Origin of the sequence: Sporosarcina beigongshangi, from assembly GCF_033485195.1 — a bacterium.
In the GTDB taxonomy this organism is placed as follows: Bacteria; Bacillota; Bacilli; order Bacillales_A; family Planococcaceae; genus Sporosarcina; species Sporosarcina beigongshangi.
This window is the reverse complement of record NZ_JAWLIR010000004.1, coordinates 314,861-330,996: the sequence shown is the minus strand read 5'-3', so window position 1 is coordinate 330,996 and position 16,136 is coordinate 314,861. Positions and strand designations below refer to the sequence as shown.

Sequence of the window (16,136 nt, the reverse complement as noted above, 5' to 3'; positions counted from 1 at the left end):
AATCAAATTTTACGTTGTATGCGATAGACATACGCCAATATTTCTGCAACGGCTTTAAAAAATTCTTCAGGGATACGTCCCCCAATCTCCACTTCATCATACATCGCTCTTGCCAACGGTCGATTTTCAACCATCATAATCTCATGTTCTTTTGCAATGATTTTTATCTTTTGGGCAACAAAATCGACACCCTTTGCGACTACGATTGGCGCATCCATATTTTCATCATCGTACTTTAAAGCAATTGCGTAATGCGTCGGGTTCGTAATGACAACATCCGCATGTGGAACTTCCTGCATCATGCGTCGCATCGCCATCTCACGCTGACGTTGTTTAATGCGAGATTTAATAATTGGATCTCCTTCAACGTTCTTATGTTCATCCTTAATATCCTGTTTGGACATTCGGAGATTTTTTTCATAGTCATATTTCTGATAGAAAAAATCGAGTATTGAAATGAATAACAAAACGAATGCCGCAGTAATTCCCATGAGAGCTGCTAACTGCGCGACAGTTGTCATCACATCCCAAGGGCTTTTAAATGCAAGCGCCAGTACTTTATCAATATTCGCCAATAGAATAAGCACTGTTGTTGCACCGATAAATGATATTTTTAATACCGATTTCATTAATTCAATAATTGCTCTTATAGAAAAAATACGTTTGAGCCCTTTAATAGGGTCAATTTTCTTTAAATCGAATTTTAGCGGCTCTGTCGTAAACAATAAGCCGATTTGAAATAAATTTCCCGCTAAGCCTGCAACAACTGCAGCAATCATAATAGGTAATAATATAAAGGCCATTTGAACGAGCACTTCAGCGTAAATGAGCATTGCCTTATCCGCATCAAGGTGAGCGAGTGGCACATACTCGATAAATGCCTGCTTGAAAAATATAAAAAAACGGTCCCTCATGAATCCTGCGATAAAAAACAAAAAAAGAAACACAGTGAGAAGAACAATTGCACTTGTAACATCCTGACTTTTTAGTACCTGTCCTTTTTTCCGAGAATCTTGACGTTTTTTAGGAGTGGCTTTTTCGGTCTTTTCCCCTGCAAAGAACTGCAGATCAAGCCGTAACATCATGTTAGCCACCTCCAATTAGTATCATCAAGTCCCTCATAGCGATAATCATCACTTCAAATAACTTTTTCATCATCTGCACCATAACACCCATCATAATGACTAGCACCAAAAAACTGACGCCAATCTTGATAGGAAATCCGATGACGAAAATATTCATTTGCGGCACTGCCCTAGCGGTAATTCCAAGTGCTAAATCGACAAGGAACAAGGTCGCCACAATTGGAATCGACATTTGGAAGGCAATTAAAAATGAGTTCGCAAATGTTCGTACAACAAATTCCGCCAAACGTTCCTCACCTAAAGCGGGCCATAACTGATCCATCGGAATGAATTGATAGCTATAAAATATACCGTCTAACAACATATGATGTCCATTCAATGCGAGCAATAAAAGAATGGCCAGTGAGTTGAAAAATTGACCGAGTAGCGGCGATTGCGCTCCTGTTTGTGGATCAATGACGTTCGCAATGGCGAATCCCATTTGAAAGTCGATAAAGCCTCCTGCAACTTGAATCGCTGCCATAATGATAAATGCGATAATCCCTATCGCTAAACCTGTCACCGCTTCTTTGATGACAAGCAAAATGAACACTCCATCTATTTCTAACACAGGAATATCAATTGAGTAGACGAGTGCCCATGCTAGTAAAGCACCAAAAATAATTCGTTGCGTTGTAGGAATTGCACGATAAGAGAACAATGGAACTGTAACAAAAAATGCAGTAACACGCGTTAAAATAAGTAAATATGCGGCGAATGAAGGAACTAACTCTTCCATTTATTCATCCGATATACCTAATAAGATTTTCAAAAATATCACCTGCAAATGTCGTTACCTTCGTTAGCATCCACGGACCAAAAAGAACAACTCCGACAAGAACAGCAATAATTTTAGGTACGAATGCAAGTGTTTGTTCCTGAATTTGCGTTGTCGCCTGGAAAATACTGACGGAAAGACCTGTTCCCAATGCAATGATAAGGAGGGGGCCCGATGTCAAAAGGATGACCCAAACCGCATTCTCAGCTAACCCTATAACTGTTTCCATCGTCATATTAACCCCTCCTAGAAACTTTGTAACAATGATTTAATAATAAGATACCAACCATCAACAAGTACAAACAACAAAATTTTAAATGGTAATGAAATCATGACCGGTGGTAACATCATCATCCCCATCGACATTAGAATACTCGCAACAATCATATCGATGACTAAAAACGGAATGAAAATCATGAAGCCCATTTGGAATGCAGTCTTAATTTCACTGAGGGCGAATGCTGGCACTAACATCGTCAGTGGCAAATCTTCAAGCGACTCAGGAACCTCTGCCTGGTTGTAGCGTAAAAATAGTTCCAAATCCTTTTGTCTCGTATGCTTACTCATAAACTCCTTCAAAGGCATACTTGCATTTTCATAAGCCTCTTCGAGTGTTATTTCATCTGCAAACAATGGAGTTAGCGCTTGCTCATTGACCTGCTGAAAGGTCGGAGCCATGATGAAAAAAGTTAGAAAAAGTGCTAGTCCGACAAGTACTTGGTTTGGCGGCATTTGCTGTGTCGCCAAAGCCGTTCTAACAAAAGATAGAACAATGACAATGCGTGCAAAGGAAGTCATTAAAATAAGAATGGCTGGTGCAAGCGATAAGACTGTCAAAAGGAGCATCATTTTAATAGATGTCGATACGTTCGCCGCATCACTGTCCGAAAAAAACTGAACGAAATCATTCATCTTCGTTTCGCTCCTTTTCTGTCAAGCGGCTAATATGCCGTTTCCTCTCCTCTTTCATCTCATCGAGTTTAGTTTTGAATAGATCACCAAAATCAGCTGACTCCTTCGTTTGAGTCGTTGAGTCCTTCGACGATATACCTGGCAGCTTTCCTAGTAATCGGCTCAGCATTCCTACTGGTAATTCCATATCGTCACCTTTGTAAAATTCGACGAGTTTACTAATCTCGGCAGGGTCTGTAATTTCTTTCAACAGACGAATATCATCTCCGACTCCTACTAAATAGTACGAATCTCCGATAATAACGAGCTGAATTGATTTATGTTGTCCAAGTGAAATTCCACCCATATTTTTCATGAAACGATTTTTATCATATAAGCGATTTTTTCGATTGACCAATTTAAGTAGTCCGTATAATAAGCCGACAACGAATAGCAATGCTACCATTACTTTTATGTAGTCACCCGCTGACGAACCAACTGCCTCCCCTTGAGATGCTGGGTCGGCAATTGGCTCATCGGTATCGGGTTCAAGATTTATTTCTGTGTCATTTTCTTTTTCTGTATTACTTTCCTTATCCGTATCCCAGTAGTCCGAGACAGATTTGTTCGGATCTTCTTGTGCTTGGACAGGTATGATGACGAGTTGTGGTACGAGAAGAATTGTCAAAAGGAATGCTGACAAATACTTTTTTGCAGTTGTAACTATCATCGTCAATTATCCTAATGCTTTTTCAATAGCTTCAATCACGCGATCTGCTTGGAAAGGCTTAACGATAAAGTCTTTTGCACCTGCTTGAATCGCATCGATAACCATCGCTTGTTGCCCCATTGCAGAACACATAATGATTGTGGCTGAAGGATTTTTTTCTTTAATCGCTTTTAGTGCAGCAATACCATCCATTTCAGGCATTGTAATATCCATTGTGACAAGATCAGGCTTTAATTCTTCATATTTCTCAACAGCCTGTGCACCATCTGCTGCTTCTCCCACTACTTCAAAATTGTTTTTTGTCAAAATATCCTTAATCATCATGCGCATAAATGCAGCGTCATCCACTATTAAAATACGTTTACTCATTCCCAATTACCTCCCGATTTCATCGTAAATTATTTAAACGGTCTACTTGGCTTACAATATCAGTGATCCGAACACCAAAGTTCTCATCAATGACAACTACTTCGCCTTTGGCAATATGGCGATTGTTAACAAGTATATCAACTGGTTCACCTGCAAGCTTGTCTAATTCAATAATTGAACCACTAGACATTTCTAAAATTTCCTTAACGGAACGTTTTGTTCTCCCCAACTCAACAGTCACTTGTAACGGAATATCAAGAAGCATATTCAAGTTATTCGTTTCTGAAGGATTCAGCGAAGGACTTTCAAAGCTAGCAAACTGTGCCTGTTGAACATTTACTTGTGGCTGCTGCATACGCATCTGTTGCTGTGGTGCAGGCTGTGCATATTGTTGTTGCGTATTATCATAAGCAGGCTGCTGCATAGCCGGTTGTTGTACAGGTTGTTGCATAGTAGGCTCCGGCTGTGCAATTGGCGGTGCCATTTCAGCGACGGCTGCGGCTTCTTCTTCAGCTCCCCCACTCAGTAAAGTATTGACTAAGTTTTTACCAAATGTTAACGGCAGTAGCTGCATAATATTAGAATCAATCAGCTCGCCGACTTTTAATGCAAATGACACTTTAATGGATAACTCATCCTGTGGGATTAATTCTCTTCCACGGTCAGATTCTATATCTAATAAATCAATAGTTGGTGGAGATATATCCACTTTTGTATTGAACATCGTCGACATAGAAGTTGCCGCCGAACCCATCATTTGATTCATCGCTTCTTGTACTGCGCTTAAATGGATTTCCCCAAGATTCATATCCGGTTCTGTTCCATCTCCACCGAGCATAAGGTCTGCAATGATAGCCGCATCATTTTGCTTAATAACAAACAAGTTCATACCGCTTAAACCTGCTGTATATTCCACTTTAACAGCTACATACGGATGGATAAATTCAGCTTCCAACTCTTCTTTGTGAACAACCGAAATTGTTGGTGTTGTAATTTCGACTTTTTGTCCGAGCAATGCAGACAATGCCGTTGCCGAGCTTCCGAAGGAAATATTACCGATTTCACCTAGTGTATCCTGCTCTATCTCATCCAAATAATCAGCTGTCACCATACTCTCGGTGGACGAGACGGTGGAATCTTCAGCCTCAATAGGCTCACCTCGCAGTAATGCTTCGATTTCTTCCTGCGAAAGGATATTATCACTCATCATCTTCATCCCCTCCTATCATTGTGTCAATTATCTGCACAGCCATTCTGTTCCCTAGATGTCCTGGTTGCGCTATGAATTTTGGTATATCGCCGACTTTTACGACGAGCGGCGCGTCAATTTTACGATCAAGTGGAATGACATCCCCAAGTTGTAAATACAAGAAATCTTCAATCGTCAGCTGACCGTTTCCGAGCTCAGCAACGACAGGTAAAGGTGCTTTTTTCAAACGTTTTTCAAGCACAACACTTTGTTCAGGCGTCGGCTCTTTCTTATTTGACTGCATCCAATAGCGGACCGACAAATTAGGAACAATCGGCTCTAACACAACGTGTGGAATACAAATATTAATCATCCCACTCGATTCACCAATCATGATATTGAACGAAATAACGACCACCGTTTCGTTTGGCGATATCATTTGAAGAAACTGTGGATTGACTTCCATCTCCGTTAGGAACGGATCAATGTCAATAATACCAGACCATGCTTCGCGTAAGTTATCAAAGGATCTTTCAAATAAGTTCGTCATGATTTTCGTTTCAATTTCAGTTAGGTTATCAGCTTTCCCCGGACTTGTCCCGACACCTCCCATAAGGCGGTCGAGCATCGAGTAAGCAATATTCGGGTTAACCTCCATTAGGATGTTACCATCTAGTGGCGGTACTTCGAAAATATTAATGAGCGTCATATTAGGAATCGACCGAATGAATTCCTCGAATGGAATTTGGTCGACTGATGCGACATTAATCTGAACGTATGTCCGCAGCTGCGCTGAAAAATAGGTCGTTAACAGTCGCGCAAAGTTTTCATGAATTCGTGTTAAACTTCGAATCTGATCTTTGGAAAATCGGAGGGCACGCTTAAAATCATACACCTTAACCTTCCTGGGTTCATCATCTTTTTTCATGTCTTCTGCAGACATTTCTCCTGTCGATAATGCGGACAAAAGTGCATCTATCTCATTTTGGGATAAAATATCGCCGGCCATATGGTCACCTCCTCGCATTAGGGTTCGTACAATGTGCTTTTTTCGTTATTGAATGATGTGTGAAACGATATAGACCTTTTGAATTTCACCCTGCTGCATAAGTGGGTTCAATTGTGATTTTATCGAATCTTCTAGTGCTTGTTTACCGGCTTTGCCTTCTAAATCCTGCGGCGTCATTTCAGATAGTTCTTGAATCAAAATATTTTTCACCTGAAAATCTCTTTTCGACAATTCATCCGCTGCCTTTACGTTATCCGTTTGGATTTTTAAGGAAATACGGATAAATTGTTTACCAACTAAATTTGTTGTAATTTCTTCAATGTCCACCGAGTTCTCGATAATTTCTTCAATTGTCGGTTCTGATGGACCTGCATCACCTTTGTTCAACTGCATAACGAGAATGAGTGCAATGACACCAATTAGTGTAATAGATACTAGAATGATAAGCGCAATTGTCAATACTTTATTCTTCATCTTCTTCACCTCGGATAAACGGATTTGATAGCAACTGAACCGATTTATAAAATTCGATAATCCGGCTGTTAACAAGTTCAGCCTTATCGAGGACTACATATTTGGAGCCTGTTGTAAGCGTGATGGTCGTATCAGGGAACGACTCAATTTTCTCTATGTACAGCGCGTTCAAGGTGAACGTACTGCCATTCAAGCGTGTAACCTGAATCATATGTAAGGGGCCGGGCTTCAAGAGCCGGCCCGACCCTCCTTTTCTAGTAACAGCTATGGTAGTTTAATTGTCATATTTTGAAATAAAGAATACCATTGAATCCACTTCAGCTCCCCCTTTAAGGCGCCTTTGCTTAGTTACTTTTGATATTCATCTATTCAACTAATCTAGTTATCGTTTCAAGTTCACAAGCTCTTGTAGAATTTCATCAGATGTTGTGATAATACGTGTATTCGCTTGGAAACCACGTTGTGCAACGATCATTTCAGTGAATTCTTCTGCAAGGTCAACGTTGGACATTTCTAGGAAACCGGATTCGACGTCCCCGATACCACCTTGGGTTGGGATATTCACTACCTTCTCTCCCGAGTTCGGAGATTGTTGGAAGTAGTTACCACCCACCTTTTGCATCCCACCTGGATTTGGAAACTTCGCCATGACAAGATGTCCGGCATATCTTAGAAAACCATCTTCATCAACAAATGATACCGCGCCATCTTGTGCAACGCTCATACTTTGTGCAGTTGTTGGAATCAAAATTTGTGTATACACTGGTGGATCCGCTATTGTTGGTGGAGCAATTGTATCATCCGCCGTCGCCGAAGCATAAGTTCCTGACCCCTCAACACCCACTAAATACTTCCCACTTGCATCTACTAAATATCCGCTCTTATCCATATAAAAGTTTCCGGCTCTTGTATATTGAATATTGCCGAGGGTAGCACCAACACCAGTACCATCCATCTCACCGACTTGGAAAAAACCATCTCCTGCAATCGCAAGGTCAAGTGTATTTCCTGTAAATTGAGTTGAACCACCTGTATGAATCGTATCAATTGCAGATATTTGTGATCCAAGCCCTACTTGTTTTGGGTTGACCCCACCGCGAGAATCATTACCTCCTGAAGCCCCCGCAACTGTCTGCGAAATCAAATCTTTAAAGATAACTCGTCCTTTTTTAAATCCATAAGTATTAACGTTGGCAATGTTGTTCCCGATAACGTCTAGTTTTGTTTGGAAGTTTCGTAGACCTGAGATACCTGAGTACATTGAGCGTAACATAAAATAATTTTCCCCTCTCGGTTTTGAGTGTAGCCGCTTCAATCAGTCCGCGGCTCGTTGGCATCCTTTACGGTCCTGCCAAAATGTTAGCTGAGCACAATTGTGCCGTCGATATTCGTAAATAATTGGTCCTTTGCTTCTGCGCGATCCATCGCTGTTATAACCGTTGAATTCTTTGCACTCACAATTAGTGCTGCTTGGTCCATCAATACAAGCGATTCTCTTATTCCTTTGGATTTTGCCTCATTCACCTTATCCGTCACATGTGCCCATTCGGCATCTGATATGTGGATATTGCGTTCCATTAACCTGTCAGCTGCATGTTTGCTTATTTTAAGCGTTGCTGGCTGTAGTGCATTGTTTAAATGCTCGATAAATGACTGCTTAGGGCTAGATGCTGCTGCTACTTGTGGCTGCCCCGGGCGAATAAGCGGTTGCGATGGAATGCGATGGAAATTCAGTTTGTCCATACAATCGCTCCGTTCTTAGTTATTCACTTATTGAAGTGAAGTTTTTGCCTTCAACACGGATGTCCCCTTCTAAGATGTACTCCAGTTTTCCACCTTTTTTTGAAACCGAAATAACTTTACCCGTTTTTTCTTCTTCACCGTCCATATACCCTACTGTCTTACCTATTAGCGCACTAGCTTCAACAAGGCTATTTGTTCCACCTGCACCATCCGTCTTCACTTCTGAGATGTTACCTGGTGTTATCACTTTATCATTGTCTAAGATGAATTTGACATCGCCATTTTCATACTTGATAGACACAATTTGATTCGTACCTTCTTCAACTTCTAGCTTACCATCTTCGCCTTTAATGGGATTGCCTTGATCATCTAGCTTTAACTCATGCCAAGTAACATTTTTCCCAACAAAGCTCGTATACTGAATCATTTGTGCTTGCGTTTGTGCTTCAGCGAACTTTTCGAATGACTTAGATAGGTTCATCGTCTGTTCAAGTGCTGAAAACTGCGCCATTTGGGCAATAAACTCATTATCCTTCATCGGATTCGTAGGGTCCTGGTTCTGTAATTGAGTGATGAGTAGCTTCATAAAGTCATCTTTTCCCAACGTTCCATCGCCTGTTTTACGCTCATCGCGCTGTTTGTTGATAAGATAATCGTTGCTACTAATCGGCTTTTGTCCTTCTATGGCCATTTTTACACCTCCAACTCAATCATGTATTCCTGGAATGTTAATTGTTCTTCATCGTTTTGCTCTTGCCGATCGTTAGTTTCTTGACCATCCTGTTTAAACTGCTGATTGAAGCCCTGCTCGCGATCATTTCTTGCTGTATCTTGCAATGTTTGAGAAACATCGATTCGTTCTACTGGTAAGTTTTGCTGTAGGAACGCTTGTCGAAGCTGATTTAGCTGACTATCGAGCATTTCTTTTCCTAATGCCGTGGATGCAAGTATTCTCGCGGTCATAATACCGTTCACTTGCAGCAATTCAATACGAACTTGTCCCAAATGTTCTGGGTACAATTTAATGAGTAAACGATTCGTTCCGCCAGTTTGACCAAAATTAGCTCGTTTGAAGACAGTTTGCATTTCACGAACTAACGCCTCGTTACGTGCGGCATTGTTACGATTTTCTGCTTCAGTAATCGTAAATTCGCCTTTAGGCACTGTTACTGCATTAGCCACATTTGTTGAAACTTGCTGAGATGGCTCAGCATTTTTGTTAGCCGATTCATCATCTGTCTGTGATTGCCCTGGATTTGTTTGAATGACAAAACGGACTGCCGACTTCGAATCCATGAACTGTAGCATATCTAGCTTGGTCGTGCTGTTAGCATTAAGCGTTTCTTCGAATTGTCCTGCTGCTGCAACAAGATAACTTTGCAATGAAAAAACCTGTTGCTCTTGTTTCACTAATAAGTCAGTTTTAGGTGCAATTAACGAGACTGTTTTCAATATTGTTAACAAGTCAACTGCCTGTTGTTTCGATAGTTCCCCCTTGCCTGCCAGTTCGTCAGACAATTGAGCAAAAAACTGTGGTGCTACTTTATCAACTGCATTCAACACAGTCCAAAAATCAGTTGAGTAAGCCACTTCCGTGAGCTCCTCTTGACTAAGTCCCGCCTTCTCCAACAGTGATAAAATGCTGTCCATCAATTGCTTTGGCTCAATGTTTAATAAACCTGCTACCTCTTCCAAGCTACCTACATTGAGCATGGAAACTAATACTCCATCACTACCTAGTTCTTTTAAAGCCACTTCCAGTTCTTCAACTGACTGCGCATTTAAGATAGCTTGTATAGAGTCATTAGAAACCTGTGCAGTGGGCTGCTGTTCAACTGGAACAATAACAGCATTTCCAGCTGCAACTGCACTTCCGAAAACTGAACCAAACGTTCCGGCTGATGCTTGACCACTTTGCACACCATTCGATGGTGTTTGTAGATTTTGACCTGGCATAGCTTGTATTGCTGCGATATTCACTCTTTCACCTCCCTTCAAGTTTAGGTAAATACGTTATTGCTCACCTGTCATTAATGTCGTATACTTGGCAGCGTCTTCCGGTGCCATCTTCTCAAGTACCGCAGCTAAAATGTCCGGTTTTAAGTTTGCTAAAATACGAATGGCTTCCGTATCTGCCATTTCTGTAATGACTGGCGCTACCGATTTTGCAGACATTTGCTCATAAGTTGTAATGATACTTTTAAATTCTTTTTTAGTATCATCCTGTTCGTTAGTCAGTCGGGCAATTTCATCGACTAGCCTCTGCTGTTCAACTAACAACTTATCCTGCTCATCGGTTGATTTGTCAAAATCACTTTGCAGCTTGAACAGTTCAGCTTCTTTTTCTTTAATTTCCGCTTGTAACGACACAACGCGTTCTTCCAAGACAAGATTATCAGCACCCGTATCTTCCTCTTTTTTCTCACTTACGAAAGGAAGTGTCTCGGTCCATTCTTTTGCCTTGTCAAATACATTGATATCTGCAAACTTTGCAAGGATGAGTAGGACAGCCGATATAAAGAGCAGCGGGATGAATATCCAAAGCAAAAGAATTTGGAATATCCCAGCCTTTTTTTCACTCGTCTCTTCGGGTATTGTATTTATTTCTTTTGATTTTTTCACCACATTACCACCCGTTTTCTCTTCTACGGAACTTCAACGTTGCTAATTCATCAAGCTGGATTGCTTCCAGCTGTTCCATTTCAGTACGATGATTTTCATGATCTTTTTCTTTCATTTTTTCAAACTTACGCACTTCAAGCGTTCTTTCCAGCAGCTTCCCCTCGAACCAAGTCATTTTTGAACGGGCTTGCATAACTTGCTGTTGTGCCACCGCAATCCTTTTTTCAAGGGTTTCAAGGAAGCGAACATAGTGATGAATCTCATTAACTGAAAAACCAACTTCCATCTTTTCTACTTGCTCTAAAAGCGTATCTTCCTTCTTTTTCAGCAGGTCATAAAGCTGAGTGGCCACAATTTCAAATGCTTGAACCGCTTCTTTGTACTCGATTTCGGTTTCTGTTTTTTCTTGTTCACGGTACATCAACACTTTTTCAAAGCGATACTGGTAGGCCTTCACGTTGCACCGCCTCCTATACCGAGTGATATAAGTTCTTCTATACTATCAGCCATTGAAATGTTATCCCTAAAGCCTTGCTTCAAATAGTTTGTAATAAGCGGCTCGTATTCAATAGCCTGATCGATTTCTTTCGACGTGCCTCGTTTATAAGCGCCTATATTAATGAGGTCTTCAGATTTACTATACGTATAATACAAATCACGTAATCTTTCCGCCGCTTTTACATGCTCTGGATCAGCAATATGGTTCATTAACCGACTGACACTTTTCAAAACGTTGATTGCGGGATATTGTCCCCTATTTGCCAGCGTCCGGTCTAAGACGATATGACCGTCTAAAATCCCTCGGACTGCATCAGCAATCGGCTCATTCATATCATCACCATCAACGAGAACAGTGTAGAACGCTGTAATCGCACCATGTTCATTCGTACCGGTACGCTCCAGTATTTTAGGAAGTATCGCAAAAACAGATGGTGTATAGCCACGGGTAGCGGGTGGCTCTCCAACAGCTAATCCAATTTCACGCTGCGCCATAGCAATTCGGGTGACAGAGTCCATCATGAGCATGACGTTCATCCCTTTGTCTCTAAAATACTCCGCAATCGCAGTCGCTGTGTATGCTCCCTTAATGCGCATAAGGGCAGGTTGGTCTGAAGTTGCAGCAACGACAATGGTCTTTTTCATGCCCTCAGGTCCAAGATCGCGTTCGATAAATTCACGAACTTCACGGCCCCGTTCTCCGATAAGCGCGATAATATTTATATCTGCGGTTGTATTGCGTGCAATCATACCGAGTAAAGTACTTTTCCCGACACCCGATCCAGCAAAAATCCCCACACGCTGACCATTTCCGACCGTAAGCATACCATCTATTGCTTTCACACCAACTGATAGCTTTTCGTCAATCGGTGGGCGCGTTAACGCATTCGGAGGATCCTGTTCTGTTCGTACAGTCGTCAAACCTTTTGGTAGTGGGCTTTTGTCAATGAGGTTCCCCATTGAATCTAGCACTTTCCCAATTAGATTCATACCGACCTTCACTTCAAGCGGTTTGCCTGTACCTTCGACGAGGCAGCCACTTGAAATATCGCGAACATTCATATAAGGCATTAGGATAACAATTTCTTCCCGAAAGCCTACGACCTCTGCCTTAATGATTGAATCACCCTTGCTAGATGTATTCAAATGGATTAGGCAGACGTCTCCGATAGAGCTCTCCGGGCCCTGTGACTCAATCATGAGACCGACAACGCGGGCAACACGACCAAACTTTTTAAAAGTCTTCACTTTTGGTATAAAGTCGGTTAGCTCCTCCGCTTTTTTCATCGTCAATTCCCGCCTTCCATGATTTCAACGAGCCCTTCTCTTAATTCGTTCAGCTGTTCATCGATGCTGACTACAATTCGACCGTGATTTGTTTCGATATAACATTGCGTCGCTTCAAACTCTTCATTGGCAAAAATTAGAAATGGAACATCTGGTGGAAAAATAGCTGCAAGCTCCGCGCGATTGTCAGAAACTAATTCAAAATAATCGAGTGAAACATATAGCTTAATCTCTTTCATTTCTCGTGCTTCCTTCAATGCCCTTTTCACAACTGCGATATAATTCGTTTCATCATCCTCTAACGATTGCCCCATGATGCGTTCCGCTGTACGCATACCTAATTCAAGAATTACTCGCTCTTGACTATCTAAATATTGCTGTGCGTTTTTATGGGATTGTTCTGTTGCTTCATTGGCAATTCGGACGGCATTAGTCATTTCGGACACTGCTTTATTATGCCCTTCTTCAAAGCCGACTTGGAATCCCTCGTCGTAAGCCTGCTGTTGCAGAACAGTTTTTTCATCCTGCCAAGCTTCCTGCATAGCCGAAATATCCTCTGTCGCAATTTGTCGCATCTGTTCGATTTCTGCTTTCTCTTGTTCAATTTCATGCTTTGCGGCTTTCAATAGACGATCACGTTCTGCAAGTACATCCTCTAATGTTAACTCTTCCGTTACATCGAGCTCCTGGGGAATCGCTAAACTACGGATTGAGATTTCTCTCATTTGCCCTTGTTGAGATATCGTATTGAACGAACGGAATACGTTAGACAATGATATCATCTCCTCCGCCACGCGCGATGATGATTTCACCAGAATCTTCAAGTCTTCTAATAATACTTACAATACGAGCTTGAGCTTCCTCCACATCACGTAAGCGCACAGGTCCCATAACATCCATTTCTTCTTTGAAGGATTCCGCCATCCGCTGGGACATATTGCGGAACAAAACTTCTTTTACTTCCTCACTAGAAACTTTTAATGACAGAATCAAGTCTTCGTTCTCACAATCACGTACAATTCGTTGAATTGAACGATTGTCCAAAGTAACAATATCTTCGAAGACAAACATCCGCTTGCGGATCTCTTCTGCCAGCTCTGGGTCTTGAATTTCAAGCGCATCGAGGATTGTTTTCTCTGTCGCTCGGTCTACACCATTCAGTACTTCGACTACCGCATCGACGCCACCCGTCTCCGTGAAGTCCTGAGTCACTGTTGAAGATAGTTTACGTTCAAGAACCGCTTCAACTTCACTGATAACCTCTGGTGAAGTTGAGTCCATCATCGCAATCCTTCTTGCAATATCTGCCTGCACCTCTTGCGGTAATGATGATAAAATCATTCCCGCCTGCTCTGACTCTAAGTAGGACAAAATCAGCGCAATCGTTTGTGGATGCTCATTTTGTATAAAATTCAAAATTTGTGAAGGATCAGCTCGTCTCGCAAAATCAAATGGTCTTACTTGTAAGGATGATGTCAAGCGATTAATAATCGCTTGTGCATGATCTTTACCTAATGCTTTTTCAAGAACCGTTTTCGCATAGCCAATCCCACCCTGCGAGATATAATCCTGTGCTAATGCAATATTATGAAACTCTTCGATAATCTCTTCTTTTATAGACGATTCGACTTTTTTCACACCTGAAATTTCAAGTGTTAAACGTTCAATTTCATCTTCACTCAAATGCTTATATACCGCCGCCGACACTTCCGGACCGAGGGAAATGAGCAGGAGTGCCGCTTTTTGTTTACCAGTCATTCCTTTTTCTTTCTTAACCAAAATTCATCCCTCCGTCATTCGTCGGCAATCCATGTACGTAGCAACTTCGCAAACTCTTCCGGCTTATCTTTCGCCATCTTCTCAAGCTGCTTCCTGCGGACAGTTCCTTCCGTTTCAAGCTCATCATTGATATCGTCTACATTAAATGTTGCAAGTTGTTCCTCAATAATCGTTTCTTCTTCCAATTCACGCGCTTTGCGCTTGCTACGCAAGAACATAAAGATAAGAATTCCAATAATGAGAAGTAATGCAACTCCTACAATATAAGCCCATAACGGAATAACAGCCTGCGTTACAGCAAATGGATCTGTATTCCCGCTGAATGGTTGAACCGATACGATAATTTTATTATCCAATGTATCCTCAAAATCGACGCCAGCCGCCACTTTATCTACCGATGTACGAGCAATCGTTTTAAGAATATTTTCGATTTCGCCCCTCATCTCCACTGGTATCGTATCTGCATTGCCATCTAGCATTACTTGGATCCCGATATCTCTAATTTTGTATGGACTTTCAACAATCTCTTTACGTATACGGTTCACTTCGTTATTTACTGTTTCTTCGAGTCGCTCGTAGTCACCGTTAGACATTGTGCCTTCTTGCAATGTTGTCCTGTTATCAGTAGGATCTGCTCCCTCTGTTAAACCACCCGCGAGCGCTCCGTTCCCCGTAAATGTTTCCGTAATACGTTGGACGCTAAGCGCGATTCCTTCCATACTTTCCTCATCTACTGGCAACACAATGTTCTCTTCTCGATTTTCGAGCTTAAAGTCAATATCCGTCGTTACGGATACAACCACTTTATCCTGCCCCATCATCGTGCCAAGCATCATTTGGATTTGACGTTGTAAATCACGTTCAATTGTCTTTTTAACCGACATCTGGTCAGTGATATTAGTTCCATATGAATTAGTAGTAGTCCCATAATCAAATGACTCCGAGTACTGATTGACAATTGTAATATCATCTGTCGATAGATTCGACACACCATTCGCTACTAAATTATAAAGTGCGTTAATTTGCGGTTCAGTGAACTGATGCCCTGGATTTGTTTTTAACATGACAGCAGCAGTTGCTTTCTGCGTAGTATCATTTAGGAAAACACCTTGTTTCGGCAACGTGATAACAACATTTGCATCTTGCACGCCTTCGATTCCCTTAAGTAAGTTGGCAAGTTCCGTTTGCGTTGCTCCTAACTTAATCATATCGAATTCATTGTCCGTTGTTCCGAAGCCGGCATTTTCAAAGAAAAAGGCATAGCCAGGCGTACCTGAAGTTGGAAACCCTTCTGCTGCCAGGGATACTAGTAAGTCATCCACTCGCTCTTGCGGTACAAGTATCGATGTGCCGCCTGGTGCAATTTTATTCGATACACCTTGACTATCTAACTGTTCTTTAATGCGTCCAATTTCCGCCCGGGATACATCCGAATAGAGTGTCACATAATTTGTCTTAGACAAATAAAACGTCAGAAAGGCAGCAATTAAAATGACAGCCACAGTAGAACCTACATATGTAATTTTTTGTTTTTTTGTGCGACCCGACCAGAACTCTTTTGCATCCGTTCTGATTTTCGTCAATCTTTCATTCATTGTAATCCCCCGGTCAGCATACGTAATTCAATTATCATTTTCCAATCA

20 protein-coding genes are annotated in these 16,136 nt (G+C 41.5%); all 20 read right to left on the bottom strand.

The window, feature by feature from the left end:
* Positions 1–2: 2 nt before the first annotated feature.
* The 20 genes from flhB to fliF all read right to left on the bottom strand — a co-directional run bounded on the left by flhB (position 3) and on the right by fliF (position 16,088).
* Positions 3–1,085, bottom strand: coding sequence for a flagellar biosynthesis protein FlhB (gene flhB / locus R2B77_RS03985; RefSeq protein WP_203246238.1), 1,083 nt, complete (start codon positions 1,083–1,085; stop codon positions 3–5).
* A 1-nt stretch (position 1,086) separates the two neighbouring features.
* Complete coding sequence (gene fliR, locus R2B77_RS03980; protein WP_203246237.1) at positions 1,087–1,863, bottom strand: flagellar biosynthetic protein FliR; 777 nt, start codon at positions 1,861–1,863, stop codon at positions 1,087–1,089.
* 4 nt (positions 1,864–1,867) lie between these two features.
* Entirely contained in the window at positions 1,868–2,137 is a 270-nt protein-coding gene (gene fliQ / locus R2B77_RS03975) for a flagellar biosynthesis protein FliQ (RefSeq protein ID WP_203246236.1), read from the bottom strand.
* Between the two features lie 11 nt (positions 2,138–2,148).
* Positions 2,149–2,814, bottom strand: coding sequence for a flagellar type III secretion system pore protein FliP (gene fliP, locus R2B77_RS03970; protein WP_203246235.1), 666 nt, complete (start codon positions 2,812–2,814; stop codon positions 2,149–2,151).
* Positions 2,807–3,523, bottom strand: coding sequence for a flagellar biosynthetic protein FliO (locus R2B77_RS03965; RefSeq protein ID WP_203246234.1), 717 nt, complete (start codon positions 3,521–3,523; stop codon positions 2,807–2,809). Before R2B77_RS03965 ends, fliP begins: the two co-directional genes overlap by 8 nt.
* Positions 3,524–3,529: 6 nt before the next feature.
* Complete coding sequence (locus R2B77_RS03960) at positions 3,530–3,892, bottom strand: response regulator (protein ID WP_203246233.1); 363 nt, start codon at positions 3,890–3,892, stop codon at positions 3,530–3,532.
* Positions 3,893–3,911: 19 nt separating this feature from the next.
* A complete protein-coding gene (gene fliY / locus R2B77_RS03955) occupies positions 3,912–5,099 on the bottom strand; it encodes a flagellar motor switch phosphatase FliY (RefSeq protein ID WP_212391173.1) in 1,188 nt (395 codons plus the stop codon).
* Complete coding sequence (gene fliM, locus R2B77_RS03950) at positions 5,092–6,090, bottom strand: flagellar motor switch protein FliM (protein WP_203246231.1); 999 nt, start codon at positions 6,088–6,090, stop codon at positions 5,092–5,094. Before fliM ends, fliY begins: the two co-directional genes overlap by 8 nt.
* Before the next feature lie 45 nt (positions 6,091–6,135).
* Positions 6,136–6,564 (bottom strand): flagellar basal body-associated protein FliL, encoded by a 429-nt coding sequence (gene fliL / locus R2B77_RS03945; protein ID WP_203246230.1) that lies wholly within the window; start codon positions 6,562–6,564, stop codon positions 6,136–6,138.
* Positions 6,554–6,775 carry a flagellar FlbD family protein gene (locus R2B77_RS03940; RefSeq protein WP_203246585.1) on the bottom strand — a complete coding sequence of 74 codons (222 nt, stop codon included), beginning with the start codon at positions 6,773–6,775 and terminating at the stop codon, positions 6,554–6,556. Before R2B77_RS03940 ends, fliL begins: the two co-directional genes overlap by 11 nt.
* Before the next feature lie 171 nt (positions 6,776–6,946).
* Positions 6,947–7,837: a flagellar basal body rod protein FlgG gene (flgG, locus tag R2B77_RS03935; RefSeq protein WP_203246229.1), complete on the bottom strand. Its 891-nt coding sequence runs from the start codon at positions 7,835–7,837 to the stop codon at positions 6,947–6,949.
* A gap of 86 nt (positions 7,838–7,923) precedes the next feature.
* Positions 7,924–8,307 carry a TIGR02530 family flagellar biosynthesis protein gene (locus R2B77_RS03930; RefSeq protein ID WP_203246228.1) on the bottom strand — a complete coding sequence of 128 codons (384 nt, stop codon included), beginning with the start codon at positions 8,305–8,307 and terminating at the stop codon, positions 7,924–7,926.
* A gap of 19 nt (positions 8,308–8,326) precedes the next feature.
* Entirely contained in the window at positions 8,327–8,998 is a 672-nt protein-coding gene (gene flgD / locus R2B77_RS03925) for a flagellar hook assembly protein FlgD (RefSeq protein WP_203246227.1), read from the bottom strand.
* A gap of 2 nt (positions 8,999–9,000) precedes the next feature.
* Entirely contained in the window at positions 9,001–10,287 is a 1,287-nt protein-coding gene (locus tag R2B77_RS03920) for a flagellar hook-length control protein FliK (protein ID WP_203246226.1), read from the bottom strand.
* Between the two features lie 33 nt (positions 10,288–10,320).
* The gene (locus R2B77_RS03915; protein WP_203246225.1) at positions 10,321–10,929 is read right to left on the bottom strand and encodes a MotE family protein; all 609 of its coding nucleotides are present in this window, start codon (positions 10,927–10,929) and stop codon (positions 10,321–10,323) included.
* Positions 10,930–10,933: 4 nt separating this feature from the next.
* Entirely contained in the window at positions 10,934–11,386 is a 453-nt protein-coding gene (gene fliJ, locus R2B77_RS03910; protein WP_203246224.1) for a flagellar export protein FliJ, read from the bottom strand.
* A complete protein-coding gene (gene fliI / locus R2B77_RS03905) occupies positions 11,383–12,714 on the bottom strand; it encodes a flagellar protein export ATPase FliI (RefSeq protein ID WP_203246584.1) in 1,332 nt (443 codons plus the stop codon). The genes fliJ and fliI overlap by 4 nt, the downstream gene beginning before the upstream one ends.
* 2 nt (positions 12,715–12,716) lie before the next feature.
* Positions 12,717–13,487, bottom strand: coding sequence for a flagellar assembly protein FliH (gene fliH / locus R2B77_RS03900; protein WP_203246223.1), 771 nt, complete (start codon positions 13,485–13,487; stop codon positions 12,717–12,719).
* Positions 13,480–14,493 (bottom strand): flagellar motor switch protein FliG, encoded by a 1,014-nt coding sequence (gene fliG, locus R2B77_RS03895; protein ID WP_212391084.1) that lies wholly within the window; start codon positions 14,491–14,493, stop codon positions 13,480–13,482. Before fliG ends, fliH begins: the two co-directional genes overlap by 8 nt.
* 14 nt (positions 14,494–14,507) lie before the next feature.
* Positions 14,508–16,088, bottom strand: a complete 1,581-nt coding sequence (gene fliF / locus R2B77_RS03890) for a flagellar basal-body MS-ring/collar protein FliF (protein ID WP_203246222.1) — start codon at positions 16,086–16,088, stop codon at positions 14,508–14,510.
* Between the last annotated feature and the right edge of the window lie 48 nt (positions 16,089–16,136).